Genomic DNA, 18,938 nt, shown 5'->3' with positions numbered 1-18,938 from the left:
AATGAATGCACTTTCATTTTAATAAACTATTATTAAGGCTTATCTAAACTAATGTAAAAAAAGAGTAAAGCATACACATGCTTTACTCTTTTTTTCTATTCGATAATATACTTGGCAGTTGGACATTAACTGCCAACTTATGTATAAATCCAAACACTAATCCAATTCCAATAAATATGTATAAGATTGTAAATATCTTTCCAAAATCAGTTTGCGGACTAAAATTCGCATCACCAACAGTCGTCAACGTGACCACACTAAAATATAAAGCGTCGAGAGGACGTAATCCTTCAACTGTACTATAAAAAATTGTACCAGACGTTAATGTTAAAAATGTTAATACGAATAATACTTGAAATTCTTTATCTTTCCACGCTCGTAAACAAGCTTTTAGCATCCGTTTCAATGTCAACATAAATGAAAGCATTAGACTTCCCCTTCCAAACAAAATACCTGTAGTTACAGGAAAGTCTATCACCTTTCTGTACAGAAAAAAAGTAGCCCTCTTCTATTTCTAGAAAAGAGCTACTTTTTACTATTCTATATTATTTAGGTGAAACAAGAATTTTCACTTGTGTTTTATCTTTTACAAGTGCTTCAAATCCTTCTTCAACAACTTGATCCACTGTGATTTTTTTCGTAATTAATTTCTCTGCTTGAATTTGGCCAGAGCTAATTAATTTAATAACAGCTGGGAAGATATGACGATATCCTAAAATACCAACCACTTCTTTTTCTTTTAGTACAAGATTGTTTGGAGTAATTGTTGCGTCTTTTTCCCATACACTAACAATTACAGTTTGTCCTTCGAAGCTTGTACTTTCAATTGCTTGACGAAGTACTACTTCAACACCTGTTACTTCAAAGCTCACATTTACACCTAAACCATTTGTTAAGTTACGAATTTCTGCTAATACATCTTGAGTAGCTGGATTTAATACGTAATCCGCACCTGCTAATTTTGCTAACTCTTGACGTTCTTTAGAAAGCTCGACTGCAATAACAGGAGTTGCTCCTGCTGCTTTAGCTGCTTGGATAACAAGAAGTCCAATTGGACCACAACCAAATACTGCTACAGCTTCCCCTTCTTTTAATTTACTTTGACGTACTGCATGAACTGCTACAGCTGCTGGTTCTACAAGTGCACCTTGTTCATATGTCATTTCATCTGGAATATGGTGAACCATATCTTCTGGTACTACTGTATATTCAGAGAAACCGCCGCCTTCTCCGCCAAGACCGTGGAAAACAAGTTGTTCACAAACATTGTAATGTCCATGTTTACAAGCTTCACATTTACCACAAGAATAAATTGGTTCTACAACGACGCGGTCTCCTACTTTATGAGATGTAACGCCTTCACCGATTTCAACTACCTCACCGCTAAACTCATGACCTAAAATAACCGGTGCTTTTACATGTGTTAATGGATGCTCTTCTGTTGGAATAAAAATAGGTCCTGCTAAATATTCATGCAGGTCTGTCCCGCAGATACCACACCATTTAACTTTAATCTTAACTGCTCCTGGTTTTACAGTTGGTTCTGGTACTTCTTCTACTCTTACATCACGTTGATTATGCCAAAGTAATGCTTTCATTTTATACATCCCTCTCTATGTATATACTTAACCTGGTGAAGTTTACAAATCTATTATAATACTTCTATCCATATATTTCAAAAAAACAATCTCATTTCCACTAAATTTTAACAAATAACGTTCAATATTTTGTCACTTTGTACTTTTTTCCACATCTGTTAACTCAATTTCATTGCGGTTGAAATTAGCATTATGCCATAATAGCATAGGAGAGGTGAATATCGCTTGAAATATTTTATTTACTTTATTGTTATCGTAGCGTTTCTAGATACATTTTCACAATTACCTATTATGAGTACGTTCGCTCAAAGTCTTGGAGGATCCCCTCTTATTATTGGGCTAGTTGTCGGCATGTACTCATTTGCTAATATGATTGGTAATATTATTGCTGGCGCTGCTGTCGATAAATTTGGTGCAAAAAAAATACTTTATATAAGCATGGGACTCACGAGTTTCATAGTCTTGTTATACACCGTTGTTCAAAGTGGTGAACAACTATTAGTTGTGCGCTTTATGCATGGGTTTAGTGACGGATTTTTAATTCCTGCTGCCTTTACGTTTTTATCAAAACAAACAAATTCAGCAAGACAAGGTAAGGCAATGGCCCTATCTGGTGCTGCTGTTGGAACAGCGGCAATTGTAGGACCTGCCTTCAGCGGGATTATGAAAGCAACTGCTGGTATAGAGTGGGTGTTCATTACCATTTCTATTTTAATGGTTCTTGGTACAATCGTATCTCTCTTCTTCTTACCAAATAACGTATCAAGAAAAGATACTTCAAGAACACAAATGATGAACAAAGAAGATATGTTTGAACTATTGAAATCAGAACCGTTATTACAGGCATATATTGGTGCTTTCACACTCATGTTTTCACAAGGAATTGTCACTTATATGTTACCAGTGAAAGTTGAGGCATTAGCACTTAAAGCATCTACAACAGGCATGATGTTAAGTGTATTCGGTATTACCGCTATCCTCTTCTTCTTACTACCAACAAATCGTATTTACGATCGATTTAATCGTTCAAAACTAATGCTAATTGGTATTGCAGTAATGGCATTAGCATTATCTTTACTTGGATTATTTGCAACAAAAGGCATGCTCTTTATCGTTATGATGATTTATGGCATTGGATTCGCTATCCTTTTCCCATCGATAAATGCATTACTTGTTGAAAATACGACAGATGATAAACGCGGAAAAGCATTTGGATTGTTTTATGCTTTCTTCTCATTAGGAGTTGTTGCTGGATCCTTTACAGTTGGAGCAATCGGGGCATCCCCTAGCGCCAGCTTCGTTATTGGAACTGCATTCTTATTAACATTTGCCGGAATGATTTATGTCAGAAGCAAAATAAAAAACAAAGGCAAAGTAAAAAAGACAATGATGGGTTAATTCCATCGTTGTCTTTTTTTGCCGAATATATTACTTTTGTGTGTAGCTAAGTAACAATGTAAATAAATTGAATGGTAAAGGCAATACTACATTTCTTCTTTTACAAAAAAAGTGTATCAATACCAACGATACTTCGACAATTTCCTCGGAAATATTTCCTTTCCCTGCATAATTTGATACACTACATATAAACAGACACTTGTATTACATAAGCTAAAATAATAACTTACTGTACAAATTCAAAAGCACATTCTTCATATGAAGAATGTGCTTTTCTGTTATTAACGTTTAATCCAAACAGCGCCTGCTGATTTATCCTCTGCCTGTCCAACAACTTGGAATTTAAGTCCAAGATTCGGAACTTTTCTTCCTGCGTCTGCAATTTGTTTGTTACTATATACTTTTGAGTCATCAAAAGTTGTAACACCTTGTAATCCAGAATAGTTAAACTGTCCACGTGTTAATGAATTTACACTCCATGCTGGTGTTTGATCAAATGAAAATGCAGCGTCTGCAATTTGCATTCCAGTATTACCGTAAGTTGGTTTTCCATTTAAATTTCCCACAAGCGCCTCTGGATGTGAATCTACAACACCAAGGAATCCTTCACCTGGATGTACCCCAACCCAGTTATCTTTAAAGCTATCATCTGCATACCAAACGACAAGACCTGTATTATACACTGGGCCTTTTCCTGCTTTTAATCCATTATCTGATCCCGCATAGTTTCTCCACTCTAAGTAGTAATAATGAGCTTTTTTCTCTGTCCCATCAGAAACAACAAAACCATTTACATTCATTTTAGCTGTTCCTTCTGCATCATCAGAAAATACTACTTGTCCATCAACTGTTACATTTACATTGTCCATCGCAAAACCTTTATACGTTACAGCTGGATCTGTAATATAGTCGAATTGTAGTTTCACTTTTTTCCCTTTAAATTGACTTAAATCATATGATTTATCTATCCATTTCCCATCTGTTGTATCTTTATCTCCTTGGACTGCTTTTTCTCCAAGTCTATCAATTAATGTTTTCGTTCCACCTTCTGTTACTGCATGTACTTCGACAAAATCGCACTCTGCTTCTAACTCATAATTTGCTTTATAATCGAATTTTGCATTTGTTCCTTTTGTTAAATCAAAGAATGGTGTTTCTAGTGTTGTATGCATATCATCTCCTCTTGTACTGTAATATGCATGCTTTCCAAACTCCGGCTTAATCGTTTCAACACTTTTACCTGGTAAGTTAACACGTACAACGCCTGGACGATTGGACTTCGTAACACTTTGATCGATATATGTAGGAACTCCTACACCACGTTTAATGTTATCGTAATCTACTTCCAAAATTCTTGCCCAGTTGCCACCCATATTCTTTTGTAAGAAATCTTTATTTTGTGGTGAGAAACTAGTTGGCTCTGTTCCTGCAATTTTCCCTGTCCAACTTCCCCCACTCATGAGTGACCAAGCTTCGACGGGTGAACCCGTTCCAGTATATTTCGTATCATATTCATCTGGTAAGCCAAGGTCATGTCCAAATTCATGCGCAAATACGCCTACTGCTCCATCTTCTGGTTCAATTGTGTAATCATGTGCTGCTACTTTGCCACCAAAGTAATCTACCTTTGATTTTGTCCCTTCAATTGCTACTGGATCTATTGCTAATTTTGAACGATGTGACCAAATGGCATCATCGCCTAATTTACCACCACCAGCTTCTTGACCAACACCTGCATGGATTACCATTAAATGATCAATTACACCGTCAGGCTCATTTTGATTCCCATCACCATTTGTATCATATCTATCAAACTGATCAAATTGAGATAAATCTAACCCTTTCTCAGCAGCTGCATGTAAAGCTTCTTTCACTAAATCACGTGCGCCTTTTGGTCCTTTATTATCGTGACCACTACTACCATCAGCACCGTAGTCAGATGCTTTTCCTGGAACAGTTAGCCACTCCGTTACATATCCATCTGTCGTATAACTACCACCAGACTGCTCTTCGTAATATTGTTTAAATGTTTTTACTTTCGAACCATCAAATAACGTGTATGGTTCATTACCAAATAACATCTTTTGATAATGCTCTCTACTAAAGTCATTCGAATACATATACCCTGGCGTTTGATCAATATTATTATGTTTATAATCACTAAATTCAACGAGTAATACTAATACCTTATCTGTTCGAACAGATCCCTTATACGGCGCTTGCTTTGCTTTAGATGTTGGAACTTGCCCATTCAATTGTTTTTTATTTGGTTCAGGCTTTTGCTCAGGGCTAACATTTTTTTCAGGTTTCTTTACTTTCTCCTTTTCTTCCATTTTTTTCTCTTTTACTTTTTTCACGAAATCAGATGCCTCTTTAGCAGTATCGGTTGGAAGAATTTCTTTATTTGCCTGATCCCCTTGTTTCTTTTCAATATATTTCTCTACAGCTTTTTTCGTCTCTTCTTTAGAAGATGCTGGATTAATTGTTCCTCTTTCTTTCAGAGCTTCCGCTAAACGATCTTCTTGAATTAAATTGTAATCAATTGGTGTTGTAGACACATTTATTTTCTCTTGTGCTGGCGTTTCTGCGTATGCTAATGGAGCACTCATTACAGATGTGCATCCGATAATTGCCGCAATTGCTAATGACGATAACACTTTAAATGGCGCTTTTCTTCTCATTCTATTTCTCTCCTTTTATAAAACTTAAAATTCAGATAAATAAGTGCATTTAAATCAAGTGCTCTACTTTCTTCCCTCCCTATATAAAAAGGCACAATCCTATAAACGTTAAGCTTTCTGTTATAGAATCATGCCCTCCAGTTTTCTGGTGAGAACTTCTACCGTTTTATGTCGAAATATGAAACATAAAAAGTGATTTGATATATATTAAATAGCTTATATAACAAATTTAAAAGACAATATGCAAAATTGCATGAAAATTCTTTTAAATAAAAAAGAATCCTAGTCAATTAAACTAGGATTCTTGATTTTCTATTATTTCTCTTGTGTTTTTTCCCAATCAGCTAAGAATTTCTCAATTCCTTGATCTGTTAATGGGTGCTTCACTAATGAAGCAATTACGTTTGCTGGGATTGTTGCAATATGTGCACCGTTTAATGCTGCGTCAGTTACGTGAACACTGTGACGTACAGATGCTGCGATAATTTCTGTTTCGATACCGTGAATTGCAAAGATTTCTGCGATTTGGCGAATTAAGTCCATACCGTTATGACCGATATCATCTAAGCGACCTAAGAATGGTGAAACGTATGTTGCACCAGCACGAGCTGCAAGTAATGCTTGAACTGCTGAGAACACTAATGTAACGTTTGTACGAATTCCTAAGTCAGAGAACGCTTTTACTGCTTTTAAACCTTCTGTTGTCATTGGAACTTTTACAACAACGTTTGGAGCAATTTTCGCTAACTCTTTTCCTTCTTCGATCATTTTATCTGCTTCTAAACTAATTACTTCTGCACTTACAGGTCCTTCTACGACGTTGCAAATTTCACGAATGCGCTCGTGGAAATCTACACCTTCTTTTGCTACAAGTGATGGATTTGTCGTTACTCCAGCTAATACGCCTAATGCATTTGCCTCTTTAATTTCGTTAATGTTTGCTGTATCAATAAAGAATTTCATTTGTTATTCTTCCTTCCTAATTTTCATTTTATATTTATTTATTTTTCTTAATAAGCTCTAATTCAATCGGAATAGATTTGTCCACTTTTTTACCTTGTGTGATCTCTTTTGCTGTTTGCATCGCCTTCTCTCCGATTAATTCCGGTTTTTGAGCGACTGTTGCAGCCATACGCCCATCTTTAACCGCTTTTACAGCATCTTCTGTTGCATCAAATCCAACAACGACTACATCTGTTTTGCCAGCAGACTTCAATGCTTCAAGTGCACCTAATGCCATCTCGTCGTTATGCGCAAACACGGCTTTAATATCACCATTTGCTTGCAAAATGTTTTCCATAACAGATAATCCTTTTGCTCTATCAAAATCAGCCGCTTGTTTAGCAACTACTTTTAAAGACTTATCGGCTACGTTATGGAATCCTTTCCCACGTTCACGAGCAGCAGAGGATCCAGGGATTCCTTCTAACTCAGCAACGTTTGCTCCTTCGCCGACTAATTCACGAATGTAATCACTAGCCATTTGACCACCTTCGATGTTATTAGATGCAATGTGGGAAACAACCTTACCTGAATTTGCAACGCGGTCTACTGTAATAACAGGAACGTTCGCTGCATTTGCCGCACTTACCGCTGAAGCAACAGCATCTGAATCGGTTGGATTAATAACAACTACATCGACACCTTTTTGAATTAAATCTTCAACATCGTTCGTTTGCTTTGCTGCATCATTTTGCGCATCAACAGCGATCAATTCAATGCCGCTATCTTTCGCTTTCTTTTCTGCACCCTTTTTCAAAGTTACAAAAAATGGATTGTTTAAAGTTGAAACAGAGAATCCAACTTTAATAGTTTTATTTCGACCTTTATCGCTAGAATCCTTTGCCCATTCTGGGGGTTCCATTGAACAACCAGCAGTAATGACCATAATACATGCAACGAGTATAAGTAACCATTTCTTCATGAACTGTCCCTCCATTACGCTTCTTTTCGGCGATCAATTAATACAGCTAGTAAGATTACAAGTCCTTTTACAACTTGTTGGAAGAAAGAAGATACACCTAATAAATTTAAACCGTTATTTAGTACACCGATAATAAGCACACCGATGAATGTACCAACGATCCATCCTCTTCCCCCAGAAAGACTTGTTCCACCTAATACAACTGCTGCAATTGCATCTAATTCGTAAGAAGTACCTGCAGTCGGCTGTGCAGAATCTAATCGTGATGTTAAGACAATACCTGCAAGCGCTGCCAAAATTCCGGAAAGACCGTAAATCATTACTTTAATTCTCGTAACATTAATACCTGATAGTGCTGCTGCTTCTTCATTTCCACCAATTGCAAATGTACGGCGACCAAATGTCGTTTTCTTCAAAATGAAGTACAGTACTGCAAAAGCGATCATCATTGTAACAGCTGGTACCGGAATACCGAGAAAATAACCGCGACCAAACATTTGGAACATTAAATGATCACCAAGTCCAGTGATCGGACGTCCGTCCATATAAACAAGCGTCAACCCGCGAAAAATAGTCATTGTTGCTAAAGTCGCAATAAATGGAGCTACTTTTCCCTTCGCTATGATGATACCGTTTACAATTCCCATTACAAGACCAGCTAATAATCCAACTGCCATCGCAAGGAACGGGTCCATGCCACTTGCCATCATTCCAGCAACAAGTGCACTTGATAATGCTAAAATAGAACCTACCGATAAGTCAATACCCCCTGTTAAAATTACAAAGGTCATTCCGAATGCAATAAGCGCATTAATCGATACTTGACGCAGTATATTAAATAAATTTGGAATTTCAATAAACGCTGGATTTAAAGCCGTAATTACTACAATAATTAGCGCTAGTCCAATTAAAGACCCAAGTTGTTGTAATACATTCCCCTTCTTAGCCATCCTTACTCTCCCCCTGTAGCTAGTGCCATAATAGACTCTTGTGATGCCTCATCTTTCTCTAAAATGCCGCCGACTTTTCCTTCATGAATGACAAGAACGCGATCACTCATCCCTAAAACTTCTGGAAGCTCAGATGATACCATAATAACGGCATCTCCTTGCTCGGTAAGCTTATTCATAATAGAATAAATTTCTTTTTTCGCTCCAACATCAACACCCCTTGTTGGCTCATCTAAAATGAGTAACTGCGGGTGGATACCTAGCCATTTCGCAATAACAACTTTTTGCTGATTTCCACCAGAAAGAGATTTCACCGCTTGTTCTCCACTAGATGCTTTCACATTAAGAAGTTTCATCATGTCCGCCGTAAACTGTTGTTCTAGCTCGTTGCTTAGAACACTTCCCTTTGAAAGACTTTCTAAATTCGGTAAAGCTACATTTTCTCGAATTGAAAAATCTAACACTAATCCTTCAGACTTTCTATCTTCTGTAATGAAAGCAATTCTTTGTCTAATTGCATCTATTGGACTATCAATCTTTACTTCTTGTCCATTTATAAAAATTTGTCCAGAGTCTAAAGGTTCATAACCAAATATCGCTTTCATAATATCAGTGCGACCAGCCCCCATCAAACCAGCTACACCAAGGATTTCACCTTTCCTCACTTGAAACGAAACATTTTCAAATTTCCCTTTCTTCGTTCCGTTACGCATTTCAAAAATGATATCACCAATTTGACTATTTCGTTCTGGATAACGTTCACCAATGCTGCGCCCCACCATCATGCTCACTACTTCATCGAATGATGTTTCCGGAATGGATCTCTTGCCGACGTATTCCCCATCACGTAAAATTGTAATGGTATCACATATTGAAAAAATTTCTTCCATTCGATGTGAGATATAAACGAACGAAACACCTTCTTTACGTAATTTATTAATAACAGTAAACAACGTTTCAATTTCACGATCTGTTAATGCAGCTGTAGGCTCATCCATAATAATAACGCTCGCGTTTGTCATTAGTGCTTTCGCAATTTCGATAATTTGTTGTTGTCCAACCGATAACTCTCCTGCCAACATAGCGCCTTTTACATGTAACCCTAGTTCCGCTAGTTGCTGCTGCGCAATCGCATTCATTTGACGCGTACGTAAAATACCTGTTTTCCCATACATTAACTCTTTACCGAGAAACATATTTTCAGCTACTGTTAAATTCGATAATATGTTCAATTCTTGATGTATAAATGCAATACCGTACTCTTCAGCTTCTTTCGCATTTTTAAAAGTTCGTTCTTGTCCATCAATCGTGATTGTTCCACCATCTTTTTTGTATACACCTGTTAAAATCTTCATGAGCGTTGATTTACCCGCTCCATTTTCCCCCATCAATGCATGGACTTCCCCTGTTTCAATCATAAATTGTGTATTCTTCAAAACAGGATTGCCATTGAACGCCTTTGAAATATTTTTCATTTCAATACGCATTCTCATCACTTCCCTTTATTAAAAAATCACGCCTGCATGTAAAATTACATTGGCATAAGGAGTAGCCTCTCCTGTACGAATAATGGCTTTCGCTTTCTTCGTATGCTCTTTAAATCTTTCATGAGATACATATTCAAACGCTGGCTCTATTAATTTCAGCTCAATTTCTTTATTTACTTCCGCATTATTGTTAATAACCTCTTCTGCTAACGTCACTTTTTCAATTGCCATATCATCAGCTACCACTTGCAATACATCTAAAAAGCTAGGTTTTCCAATTTCAACAGCTAAATCAATTCTTTTTACTCCGTCAGGAATTGGTAAACCGCAATCAGCAATTACAATCGTATCCGTATGCCCAAGTGAAGCAAGGATTGATGCAATCTCACTGTTTAATACGCCGTGCTTTTTCATCCGACAATCACCTGCACTTCACGTACTTTATCTCTCGTTGGCATACCGCCTTGCGCCCCAAGTTTCGTTACAGAAAGACCACCAGCAATATTCGCAAAACGAATTGCTTTTTGAAGTGTTTCTCCTTCAGAAAGCGCAACTGCTAATGCACCATTAAATGTATCACCAGCTCCAGTCGTATCTACTACATCAACAGCAATGCTAGGAACATGTACAATCTCCGTACCATTATGGAAACGTACACCGTTAGAACCTTCTGTCATCAATAGTTTGTTTGGATATTTAGCCAGTAACTCTTCAATTGGTGATGTGAAATCATTTAATACGATGCGACACTCATGTTCATTTGGCGTAATATAAGTTGCCTTTTCTAAAATATCTTCTGATAACACTTGTGCTGGCGCTGGATTTAACATAACCGGGATTTTGTTTTCCTCACAAATAGCCAATACATATTTTACTGTTTCAAGAGGAATCTCTAGTTGAAGAACAACCATATCTGCTTTTGTAAGAAGATCTTTTGAACGATTTACAACCGACTCATTTACAAGAGCATTCGCTCCTTGCACGACAACAATACTGTTATCCTCTTCTGCTAAAACGATATGAGCAATTCCTGTCACCGCATCTGTAACCGGTACCACATAGTCGATAAAAACGCGCTCGTTCTCTAAATTTTTTCTAACTACCGTTCCATAATTATCGTTTCCTACCGCACCAATCATCGCTACATTTGCGCCTAATCTAGCCGCAGCAACCGCTTGGTTAGCTCCTTTCCCTCCTGGAATTGTATGAAATGCTTCACCAATTACTGTTTCCCCTGCTTTCGGACGTTTTTTTGAAACGGCCACTAAGTCCATTGAAATACTACCTACTACTGCAATATTTGGCATCTATTTCATCTCCTTACTTCGTTGTATTTCGTTCTATAATTTCAATCGGTAAACGATAATGTTTCTCTTCTAATACGTTTCCTTCCATCTGCTCTAACAGCAGTTCTGTTGCAATTTTCCCCATTTCATAAATTGGCTGTGCAACAGTTGTAATAGATGGATACGTCATCTCTGTTAAAGAAATTCCATCGAATCCGATAATTTGTAAATCATCCGGAATAGAAATTCCCTTTTGAAGTGCAGCCTTTACAATACCTATTGCAATTAAATCATTCCCAGCAACAATTCCATCTATATGTGGGTACTCTTCTAATAATTCCACCGCTACACGCTCACTATTAGCTGGATCAAATGTACTCTCTGCAATCATATAAGAAAGATTATTTTGTGTAATAACGTCTACAAAGCCTTCAAAACGTTCATTCGCTGTGCTTACGTCACGCGGTCCACGAATATGCGCAATATGTTTACAGCCTTTATCTATTAATAGCTTTGTCGCTGCCTGACTTCCTGCATAGTTATCGGCGTATACAGTAGGAATACGCTCATTAAATATACGATCAATCGCAACAACTGGAACAGATAAATTCATGTAATTAACACTATTTTGTGGATTTGTTGCTACAATAAATCCGTCCACATTATTTTGTCTAAGTACATCAATATATTGCTTTTCTTTCTCTAAATTTTCATCAGAGTTACAAAGTACAACTGTATATCCTTGCTTATGCGCTACATCTTCTACGGCACGTGCAACTTCTGGAAAGAATGGATTCACGATATTTGGAACAACTAAACCAATTAAACGAGATTTCTTATTATATAGTGAACGTGCTACTGTACTAGGTTTATAATCTAGCATCTCAATCGCTCGTTCTACTTTCTTTAATGTATCTTCATGAACATATCCATTTTTATTTAAAACTCTGGAAACGGTCGCAACAGATACTCCCGCTAATTTTGCAACGTCTTTAATCGTACTCATTCTCTTCCCTCTCCATTCCATGTAACCGTTTACATAAAATAATATAACGTATTTCTAGAAATACGTCAATCATTTCTCACGAAAAAGCTTTTAAGGTTATACTCAAAAAAGCACCGCCATAAGGCGATGCTTTTTCATTACGAATATGATACAGTTTGTTCTTTTTCCTCTGTAGCTGGCTCTTTAGCATCCTTTTTACGATCTGACAGTTTAATCTTCTGTAAGAAAATCGTAAAGATAGCGCCTACTACGATAAATACTAATCCTGTTAAGAATACAGTATGAAGTGAGTCTACTAAAGAGTTTTTCAAAATCGGTACAATGCTATTAGCGAATGCTTCTGGCATTTGTTTTAATGCCTCTGGACTAAATAACATTGAATATAAACCTTGTGGATCTGTATGAATCATATCTTTAAATTTCGTTACCATTTGTCCCGCTTCTTTCGGGAATGTATCTAATACAGGTACTAAATTCTTTGTTAATGTTGTACCTGAAGTGTTATTCATGATTGATCCTAAAATTGTAATACCAAATGTTCCGCCGATTTGACGGAAGAACTGACTTGATGATGTTACGACACCAAGATCTTTTTTCGGGAAGCTTTCTTGTAACGCTAATGTTAATGTCGGCATTACAAGACCCATTCCTAAACCGATAACCATCATATAAGAAGTAGCAGTCAATTTAGTTGTGTGCATATCCATCGTTGTTAATAACCAGAATCCTCCAGCCATTATAAGCATTCCTGTAATAATTTGTGGTTTTACACCAACTTTTAATACAAGTTGCCCGCCAATAATACTCATCACAATCATTGTAATCATCATTGGCGTCATAATTGTTCCTGATTCAGCAGCACTTACTCCTACAATTCCTTGCATGAAGAATGGTACGAACATAATCGCACCGAACATTCCAATACTCATAAAGAATCCAATCGCATTTAGTAATGTAAATGTACGATTTTTAAAGAAATGCATCGGTAAAATTGGTTCTTCCGCTTTCGTTTCAACGATAACAAAGCTAACGATACCAATTAAAGCTAATGCAAATAACCCGATAATTTGCCAAGAATCCCATGCGTAATCTTTTCCACCAAACGTTAATGCAAGTAATAAACTGACAACACCGAGAATCATCGTAAAGATTCCAGCGATATCAATTTTAATTGGTCCTGTTTGTTTATGTGATTTTAATCCCATTGCAATAAAGATTGTTGCTAAAATACCAACTGGCAAGTTAATGTAGAATACCCATCTCCAGTTCACTGCATCTACAATCCAACCACCCACTTGTGGTCCAATTACAGAAGCAAGACCGTATAACGCACCAAAAATACCTTGCCATTTCGCACGTTCTTTTCCCGTGAACATATCTCCGATAATAATCATAGCCATTGGCATCATAATACCACCACCAAGACCTTGAATACCACGGAAAATAATTAATTCTGTCATACCATTTGCCATACCACATAATGCTGAGCCAACCATAAAGATAACTAGCCCTGTTATATATACATTACGACGACCAAGTAAATCCGCTAATTTACCTGCAATCGGTACAACTGTTGTTGATGTTAACATATAAGCTGTTGTTAACCACGTCATTAAGCTTAATCCGCCTAGTTCACCGACGATACGTGGCATTGCTGTACCAACGATTGTTCCATCTAAGGCAGCAAATAGCATCGCAATTACTAAACCGACTAACAACAACTTTCTATTTATATTGTCTTGTTGCTCCATGTAATCTCCTCAATTCCTCTTAGTTTTTCTCTTTTTCCTCTTGTGTCCCGCAAATAATAGTTTCTAACTTCTCAAAAAGGCGTAACAAATCTTCTCTTTCTTGCAACTCTAAATGTGAGAAATATTTTGCAATGTGCTCATTACGAGCAGTCATCGCCTCTTCTACCCTAGCTTTACCCTTTTTTGTTAACTCAATGACGACAACACGACGGTCATCTTTATCGTGATAACGCTCGACAAGCCCTTGGTCAATTAAGCGATCGATCATCACTGTAATTGCACTAGGCTTTACATACATTTTTTTTGCTAATTTTGTCGCCCTTGAAGCTCCATAATGATCTAAAATCTTTAAAATATAAAACTGCGGTGGTGTAAGTCCTGTTGCTTGCATTTGTTCTAATAACTCTGTCTGCATTTTCTTTCCAATCGAAAAGGCAAGAGCTTGAATTTTATCGATATGCGTCATATCATTTGGCATGTTATCCACCTCTTATTTAAGCACTAAAATATTTAATGTATTTAAATATTAATACCGCGAACAAAATCCGTCAACACTTTTTATTTATAAAAACGTTTACATTTTTGTCACAAAGTTGTATAATTTTCGTCGAAGTTAATATTGACAGTCACGGAGAATCGGAGTACACGGCTATGAATCATAAAAAAGGAAACTTTTTTATATTTCATGGCCTTTTTATATTCTCTCTGACTTACAACACTTCGAATTAAATTGGGGAGGATTTTCATTTTATGTTTTTTACACAATTCTTTAAACCTGCGCCCCACGCGGAACGCTTACCAGCTGATCGCGTTGATAGTGAATACCGTAAATTACGTTTACAAGTATTTTTAGGTATCTTCATCGGCTATGCAGGTTATTACTTTGTTCGAAAAAACTTTTCACTAGCAATGCCATACTTAATTGAACAAGGCTTTAGTAAAGGGGAGCTTGGGGTTATCCTTTCAGCAGTTTCTATCGCTTACGGATTAAGTAAATTTCTTATGGGTATCGTATCCGATCGTTGTAATCCTCGCTACTTTTTAGCAGCTGGGCTATTTTTATCAGGTATCATTAATATTATTTTCGGCTCATTTTCTTTCATTACAACGAGCATTATACTTATGTTTGTACTTCAGTTTTTAAATGGATGGGTACAAGGTATGGGATGGCCTCCTTGTGGTCGTACAATGGTTCACTGGTTCTCTATTAGTGAACGTGGTACAAAAATGTCTATTTGGAACGTCGCTCATAATGTCGGTGGCGCACTTATGCCTTCCCTTGTAACATTAGGGTTATATTTCTTTGCAAATGACTGGAAAAGTATTTTTTACTTCCCAGGTATTCTTTCAATTTTAGTTGGTATTTATGTATTAATTGCGATGAGAGATACACCTCAATCTTGCGGATTACCTTCTATTGAAGAACATACTGGAGAATATCCACCAGATGAAAAAGTACAAGATCGCGAACGCGAACTTTCAGTAAAGGAAATTTTATTTACATACGTACTAAACAATAAATTTTTATGGTACATCGCTATTGCGAACGTTTTCGTATATTTCGTACGTTACGGTGTTGTAGACTGGGCTCCTACTTATTTAGTAGAAGAAAAAAGCTTTACTCATAGTAGCTCACGTACAGCTTATGCTCTATATGAATGGGCTGGTATTCCAGGTACACTTCTTTGCGGCTGGATGAGTGATAAACTATTTAAAGGACGCCGTGCACCTGCCGGTATTTTATTTATGGTTGGTGTATTTATCGCCGTTCTTGTTTACTGGCTAAACCCTCCTGGTAACCCAATGGTTGATAGTATCGCACTTGTCGCAATTGGATTTTTAATTTACGGACCGGTTATGTTAATTGGTCTACACGCTCTTGACTTAGCACCAAAGAAAGCTGCTGGAACTGCAGCGGGCTTAACTGGCTTCTTCGGTTACTTAGGCGGAGCAGCTTTCGCTAGTGCTGCTATGGGCTTTATCGTCGATGCATTTGGATGGGATGGCGGATTCATCTTGTTACTTGCATCTTGTGTACTTGCAATGTTCTTCCTTGCTCTTACTTTAAAGACAGGATCTCCAAAACAAAAGCAAGCTTAAGCACTAATATTATTCTTACCAAAAAAAGAGAGACTGTTCTTTACAGAACATCTCTCTTTTTTCTACATATAATACTTTTTTCTTACAAAAGATTTATTTCCCTCTCTTATACATGTTAGCGTTTTCAAAATACTCCAACTACTTATATACATGCATCCAATCTCTATATAAAAAGATTTTTGAATATTTTCTCAACTTTTTCTTGTCAAACATTGTCAATTTATATTAAAATAACAACAACATACAAAATATTTAGTCTTTTCAGAAAGATGGAGGGATAGCCATGAAGAATCCACTTCTTCGCATTGAAAACTTACAGACTTCCTTTCGCATACAAGATCAATATCATGCCGCAGTTGATGATGTTTCGTTAACAGTCCATGAAAATGAAATTGTCGCGATAGTCGGTGAATCAGGTTGCGGAAAAAGTGCACTTGCCCTTTCCATTATGCGACTGCATAATGAAGCAAATACAAAATTACAAGGGCAGCTTAACTATAGAGATAAGGATTTACTAACGATGTCAGCCGCAGAAATGAATAAAGTACGCGGATCAAACATCGGCATGATTTTCCAAGAACCTCTTACAGCACTCGATCCTCTTATGACAGTTGGAAAACAAATCGAAGAAAATTTAGACTACCACACAAGCCTTTCAAAAGTTGAAAAGAAAGAACGTACCTTAGAACTACTTCATCAAGTTGGCATTCCAAAACCAGAACTTACATATAAACAATACCCACACGAATTATCTGGCGGAATGAGACAAAGAATTGTTATCGCAATTGCAATTGCTTGTAAGCCTGGACTCATTATTGCAGATGAGCCTACAACCGCTCTTGACGTAACCATCCAAGCACAAATTCTAGACTTACTAAAATCTATTCAAGAACAAACGAAAATGGGCATCATTTTAATTACACATGATTTAAGTGTTGTCGCAGAAACAGCTGATCGTATCGTCGTTATGTACGCTGGACAAGTTGTAGAAACGGGAAAAGTTGAAGAGATTTTTAACAACCCTCTTCACCCATATACTCGTTCTCTATTAAACTCCATTCCATCTGCGTATGCTGAAAAAGAAAAATTGCATGTAATTCAAGGGGTGGTTCCTTCGTTAGCGAAGATGCCTCGCACAGGTTGCCGCTTCCAAGCTCGAATTCCATGGATTAGACCTGATCAACACGAGGAAAATCCAATTTTACATGAAGTAAAACCAGACCATTGGGTACGTTGTACTTGCTACAAACATTTTAACTTCCAACATAAGAAAGGAGATGACGTAACTCATGGCACTGCTTAAAGTAGAAGATTTAAAAGTACACTTTCCAATTAAAGGTGGTTTCTTCGGGCGCACATTAGATTACGTACGCGCTGTAGATGGTGTAAGTTTTGAATTACAACCGGGTGAAACATACGGGATCGTTGGTGAATCAGGAAGTGGTAAATCAACAACGGGTAAAGCAATTATGCATTTAACGAAAGCAACAGAGGGTAGCATTCATTTTAATAATAGAGATTTAACAAAGTTAAGTCGCTCTGAGTTACGTGAACAACGAAAAGATATTCAAATGATTTTCCAAGACCCATATTCATCATTAAATCCGAAGAAACGTGTTCTCGACATTATTGCTGAGCCTCTTCGGAATTTTGAGAAGCTCTCACCTGATGAAGAACGTAGAGCAGTTCAAGAATATCTTAGTATAGTTGGATTAAACCCAGAATCTGTTTATAAATATCCACATGAGTTTTCTGGTGGACAAAGACAGCGAATTGGTATTGCACGTGCACTTACATTAAAACCAAAGCTTATTATCGCTGACGAACCAGTATCTGCACTAGATGTTTCTGTACAAGCGCAAGTATTAAACTTCTTACAAGATTTACAAGCTGAACTAGGACTAACTTACTTATTCATTAGTCATGATTTAGGTGTAATTCGCCATATGTGTGACCGTATTGGTGTTATGTATCGCGGACGCATCGTTGAAGAAGCAACAAGTGCAGAAATTTATAATAACCCACAACATATTTATACGAAGCGCTTAATATCAGCTATTCCTGATATTCGTCCTGAAAACCGCGAACAGCAACGGAAATTACGTCGTGAGGTAAGTGCTGAGTATGAAAACTCATATGAAAATTATTTCAACGAAAATGGCCGTGCTTACGATTTAAAACCAATCTCGCCAACGCATCGGGTGGCATTACCATAAGGGAGTGATAAATCATGTGGAAGTTTATATTACGCCGAATCTTAATTATGATTCCGCAATTATTCATATTAAGCGTACTCGTCTTTCTACTAGCTAAAGCAATGCCAGGTGATGCATTAACTGGAGCAGAGATGGCAAATCCGAAAGCAGATCCAAAAGTCCTTGAAGAACAACGTGAAAAGCTAGGATTGAACGATCCTGTAACAACGCAATATGTACGGTGGATTAAAAACGCTGTACAAGGTGACTTCGGTGTTTCCTATGCTCATAAAATGCAAGTAACAGATTTGATTGGTGAACGTCTCGGAAATACAATTTCATTAGCAATTGTTATTCTTATTCTCACTTATATTATTGCCATTCCACTTGGAGTAATAAGTGGCCGTTGGAACGATACTTGGGGCGATCGCCTCATTACACTCTATAACTATTTAGGGTTTGCTACACCGCTCTTTATTTTCGGATTAATTATGCTCTTCCTTTTCGGATTCCAGTTTCCAATTTTTCCAACCGGGGGTAGCGTAGATCCACAAATTGATAC

The 18,938-nt window shown here is 37.1% G+C and carries 17 protein-coding genes; 5 read left to right on the top strand and 12 right to left on the bottom strand.

Going from position 1 to position 18,938, the window contains the following annotated elements:
* Positions 1 to 82: 82 nt before the first annotated feature.
* Together MR079_RS09150 and bdhA are read right to left on the bottom strand one after the other, a co-directional pair.
* On the bottom strand, positions 83 to 427 hold the full coding sequence (locus MR079_RS09150; protein WP_000948234.1) for a potassium channel family protein: 345 nt from the start codon (positions 425 to 427) through the stop codon (positions 83 to 85).
* Between the two features lie 118 nt (positions 428 to 545).
* Positions 546 to 1,598, bottom strand: coding sequence for a (R,R)-butanediol dehydrogenase (bdhA, locus tag MR079_RS09145; RefSeq protein ID WP_000645822.1), 1,053 nt, complete (start codon positions 1,596 to 1,598; stop codon positions 546 to 548).
* Positions 1,599 to 1,823: 225 nt separating this feature from the next.
* On the opposite strand from bdhA, the gene MR079_RS09140 reads away from it, so the two are divergent.
* Entirely contained in the window at positions 1,824 to 2,996 is a 1,173-nt protein-coding gene (locus tag MR079_RS09140; RefSeq protein WP_139869410.1) for an MFS transporter, read from the top strand.
* A gap of 281 nt (positions 2,997 to 3,277) precedes the next feature.
* Here MR079_RS09140 and inhA2 read toward each other — a convergent pair whose 3' ends face one another.
* From inhA2 to MR079_RS09090, 10 genes are all read right to left on the bottom strand, one after another.
* On the bottom strand, positions 3,278 to 5,677 hold the full coding sequence (inhA2, locus tag MR079_RS09135; RefSeq protein ID WP_242293916.1) for a M6 family metalloprotease immune inhibitor InhA2: 2,400 nt from the start codon (positions 5,675 to 5,677) through the stop codon (positions 3,278 to 3,280).
* Positions 5,678 to 5,992: 315 nt separating this feature from the next.
* Positions 5,993 to 6,640: a fructose-6-phosphate aldolase gene (gene fsa, locus MR079_RS09130; RefSeq protein ID WP_000667661.1), complete on the bottom strand. Its 648-nt coding sequence runs from the start codon at positions 6,638 to 6,640 to the stop codon at positions 5,993 to 5,995.
* A 34-nt stretch (positions 6,641 to 6,674) separates the two neighbouring features.
* Entirely contained in the window at positions 6,675 to 7,601 is a 927-nt protein-coding gene (gene rbsB / locus MR079_RS09125) for a ribose ABC transporter substrate-binding protein RbsB (RefSeq protein ID WP_097950469.1), read from the bottom strand.
* A gap of 14 nt (positions 7,602 to 7,615) precedes the next feature.
* Positions 7,616 to 8,551, bottom strand: coding sequence for an ABC transporter permease subunit (locus MR079_RS09120; protein ID WP_001074633.1), 936 nt, complete (start codon positions 8,549 to 8,551; stop codon positions 7,616 to 7,618).
* Between the two features lie 2 nt (positions 8,552 to 8,553).
* On the bottom strand, positions 8,554 to 10,038 hold the full coding sequence (rbsA, locus tag MR079_RS09115; RefSeq protein WP_242293915.1) for a ribose ABC transporter ATP-binding protein RbsA: 1,485 nt from the start codon (positions 10,036 to 10,038) through the stop codon (positions 8,554 to 8,556).
* Positions 10,039 to 10,056: 18 nt separating this feature from the next.
* Complete coding sequence (gene rbsD, locus MR079_RS09110) at positions 10,057 to 10,452, bottom strand: D-ribose pyranase (protein ID WP_242293914.1); 396 nt, start codon at positions 10,450 to 10,452, stop codon at positions 10,057 to 10,059.
* Entirely contained in the window at positions 10,449 to 11,345 is an 897-nt protein-coding gene (gene rbsK / locus MR079_RS09105) for a ribokinase (protein WP_242293913.1), read from the bottom strand. The genes rbsD and rbsK overlap by 4 nt, the downstream gene beginning before the upstream one ends.
* Before the next feature lie 13 nt (positions 11,346 to 11,358).
* On the bottom strand, positions 11,359 to 12,330 hold the full coding sequence (gene rbsR / locus MR079_RS09100) for a ribose operon transcriptional repressor RbsR (RefSeq protein WP_242293912.1): 972 nt from the start codon (positions 12,328 to 12,330) through the stop codon (positions 11,359 to 11,361).
* A 137-nt stretch (positions 12,331 to 12,467) separates the two neighbouring features.
* Entirely contained in the window at positions 12,468 to 14,081 is a 1,614-nt protein-coding gene (locus MR079_RS09095) for an MDR family MFS transporter (RefSeq protein ID WP_000437626.1), read from the bottom strand.
* A gap of 19 nt (positions 14,082 to 14,100) precedes the next feature.
* Positions 14,101 to 14,559, bottom strand: coding sequence for a MarR family winged helix-turn-helix transcriptional regulator (locus MR079_RS09090; protein WP_139869404.1), 459 nt, complete (start codon positions 14,557 to 14,559; stop codon positions 14,101 to 14,103).
* Positions 14,560 to 14,831: 272 nt separating this feature from the next.
* On the opposite strand from MR079_RS09090, the gene glpT reads away from it, so the two are divergent.
* The 4 genes from glpT to MR079_RS09070 all read left to right on the top strand — a co-directional run.
* A complete protein-coding gene (gene glpT / locus MR079_RS09085; RefSeq protein ID WP_242293911.1) occupies positions 14,832 to 16,181 on the top strand; it encodes a glycerol-3-phosphate transporter in 1,350 nt (449 codons plus the stop codon).
* Positions 16,182 to 16,464: 283 nt separating this feature from the next.
* The gene (locus MR079_RS09080) at positions 16,465 to 17,484 is read left to right on the top strand and encodes an ABC transporter ATP-binding protein (protein WP_087997420.1); all 1,020 of its coding nucleotides are present in this window, start codon (positions 16,465 to 16,467) and stop codon (positions 17,482 to 17,484) included.
* A complete protein-coding gene (locus MR079_RS09075) occupies positions 17,471 to 18,397 on the top strand; it encodes an ABC transporter ATP-binding protein (RefSeq protein WP_087997421.1) in 927 nt (308 codons plus the stop codon). The genes MR079_RS09080 and MR079_RS09075 overlap by 14 nt, the downstream gene beginning before the upstream one ends.
* 14 nt (positions 18,398 to 18,411) lie before the next feature.
* Positions 18,412 to 18,938 (top strand): ABC transporter permease (locus MR079_RS09070; RefSeq protein WP_242293910.1); only part of this gene is annotated, 527 nt, incomplete at its 3' end.

The organism is Bacillus cereus group sp. BfR-BA-01381 (genome assembly GCF_022663555.1).
GTDB classification, from domain to species: domain Bacteria; phylum Bacillota; class Bacilli; order Bacillales; family Bacillaceae_G; genus Bacillus_A; species Bacillus_A pacificus.
This window is presented reverse-complemented; position numbering and strand designations above follow the sequence as displayed.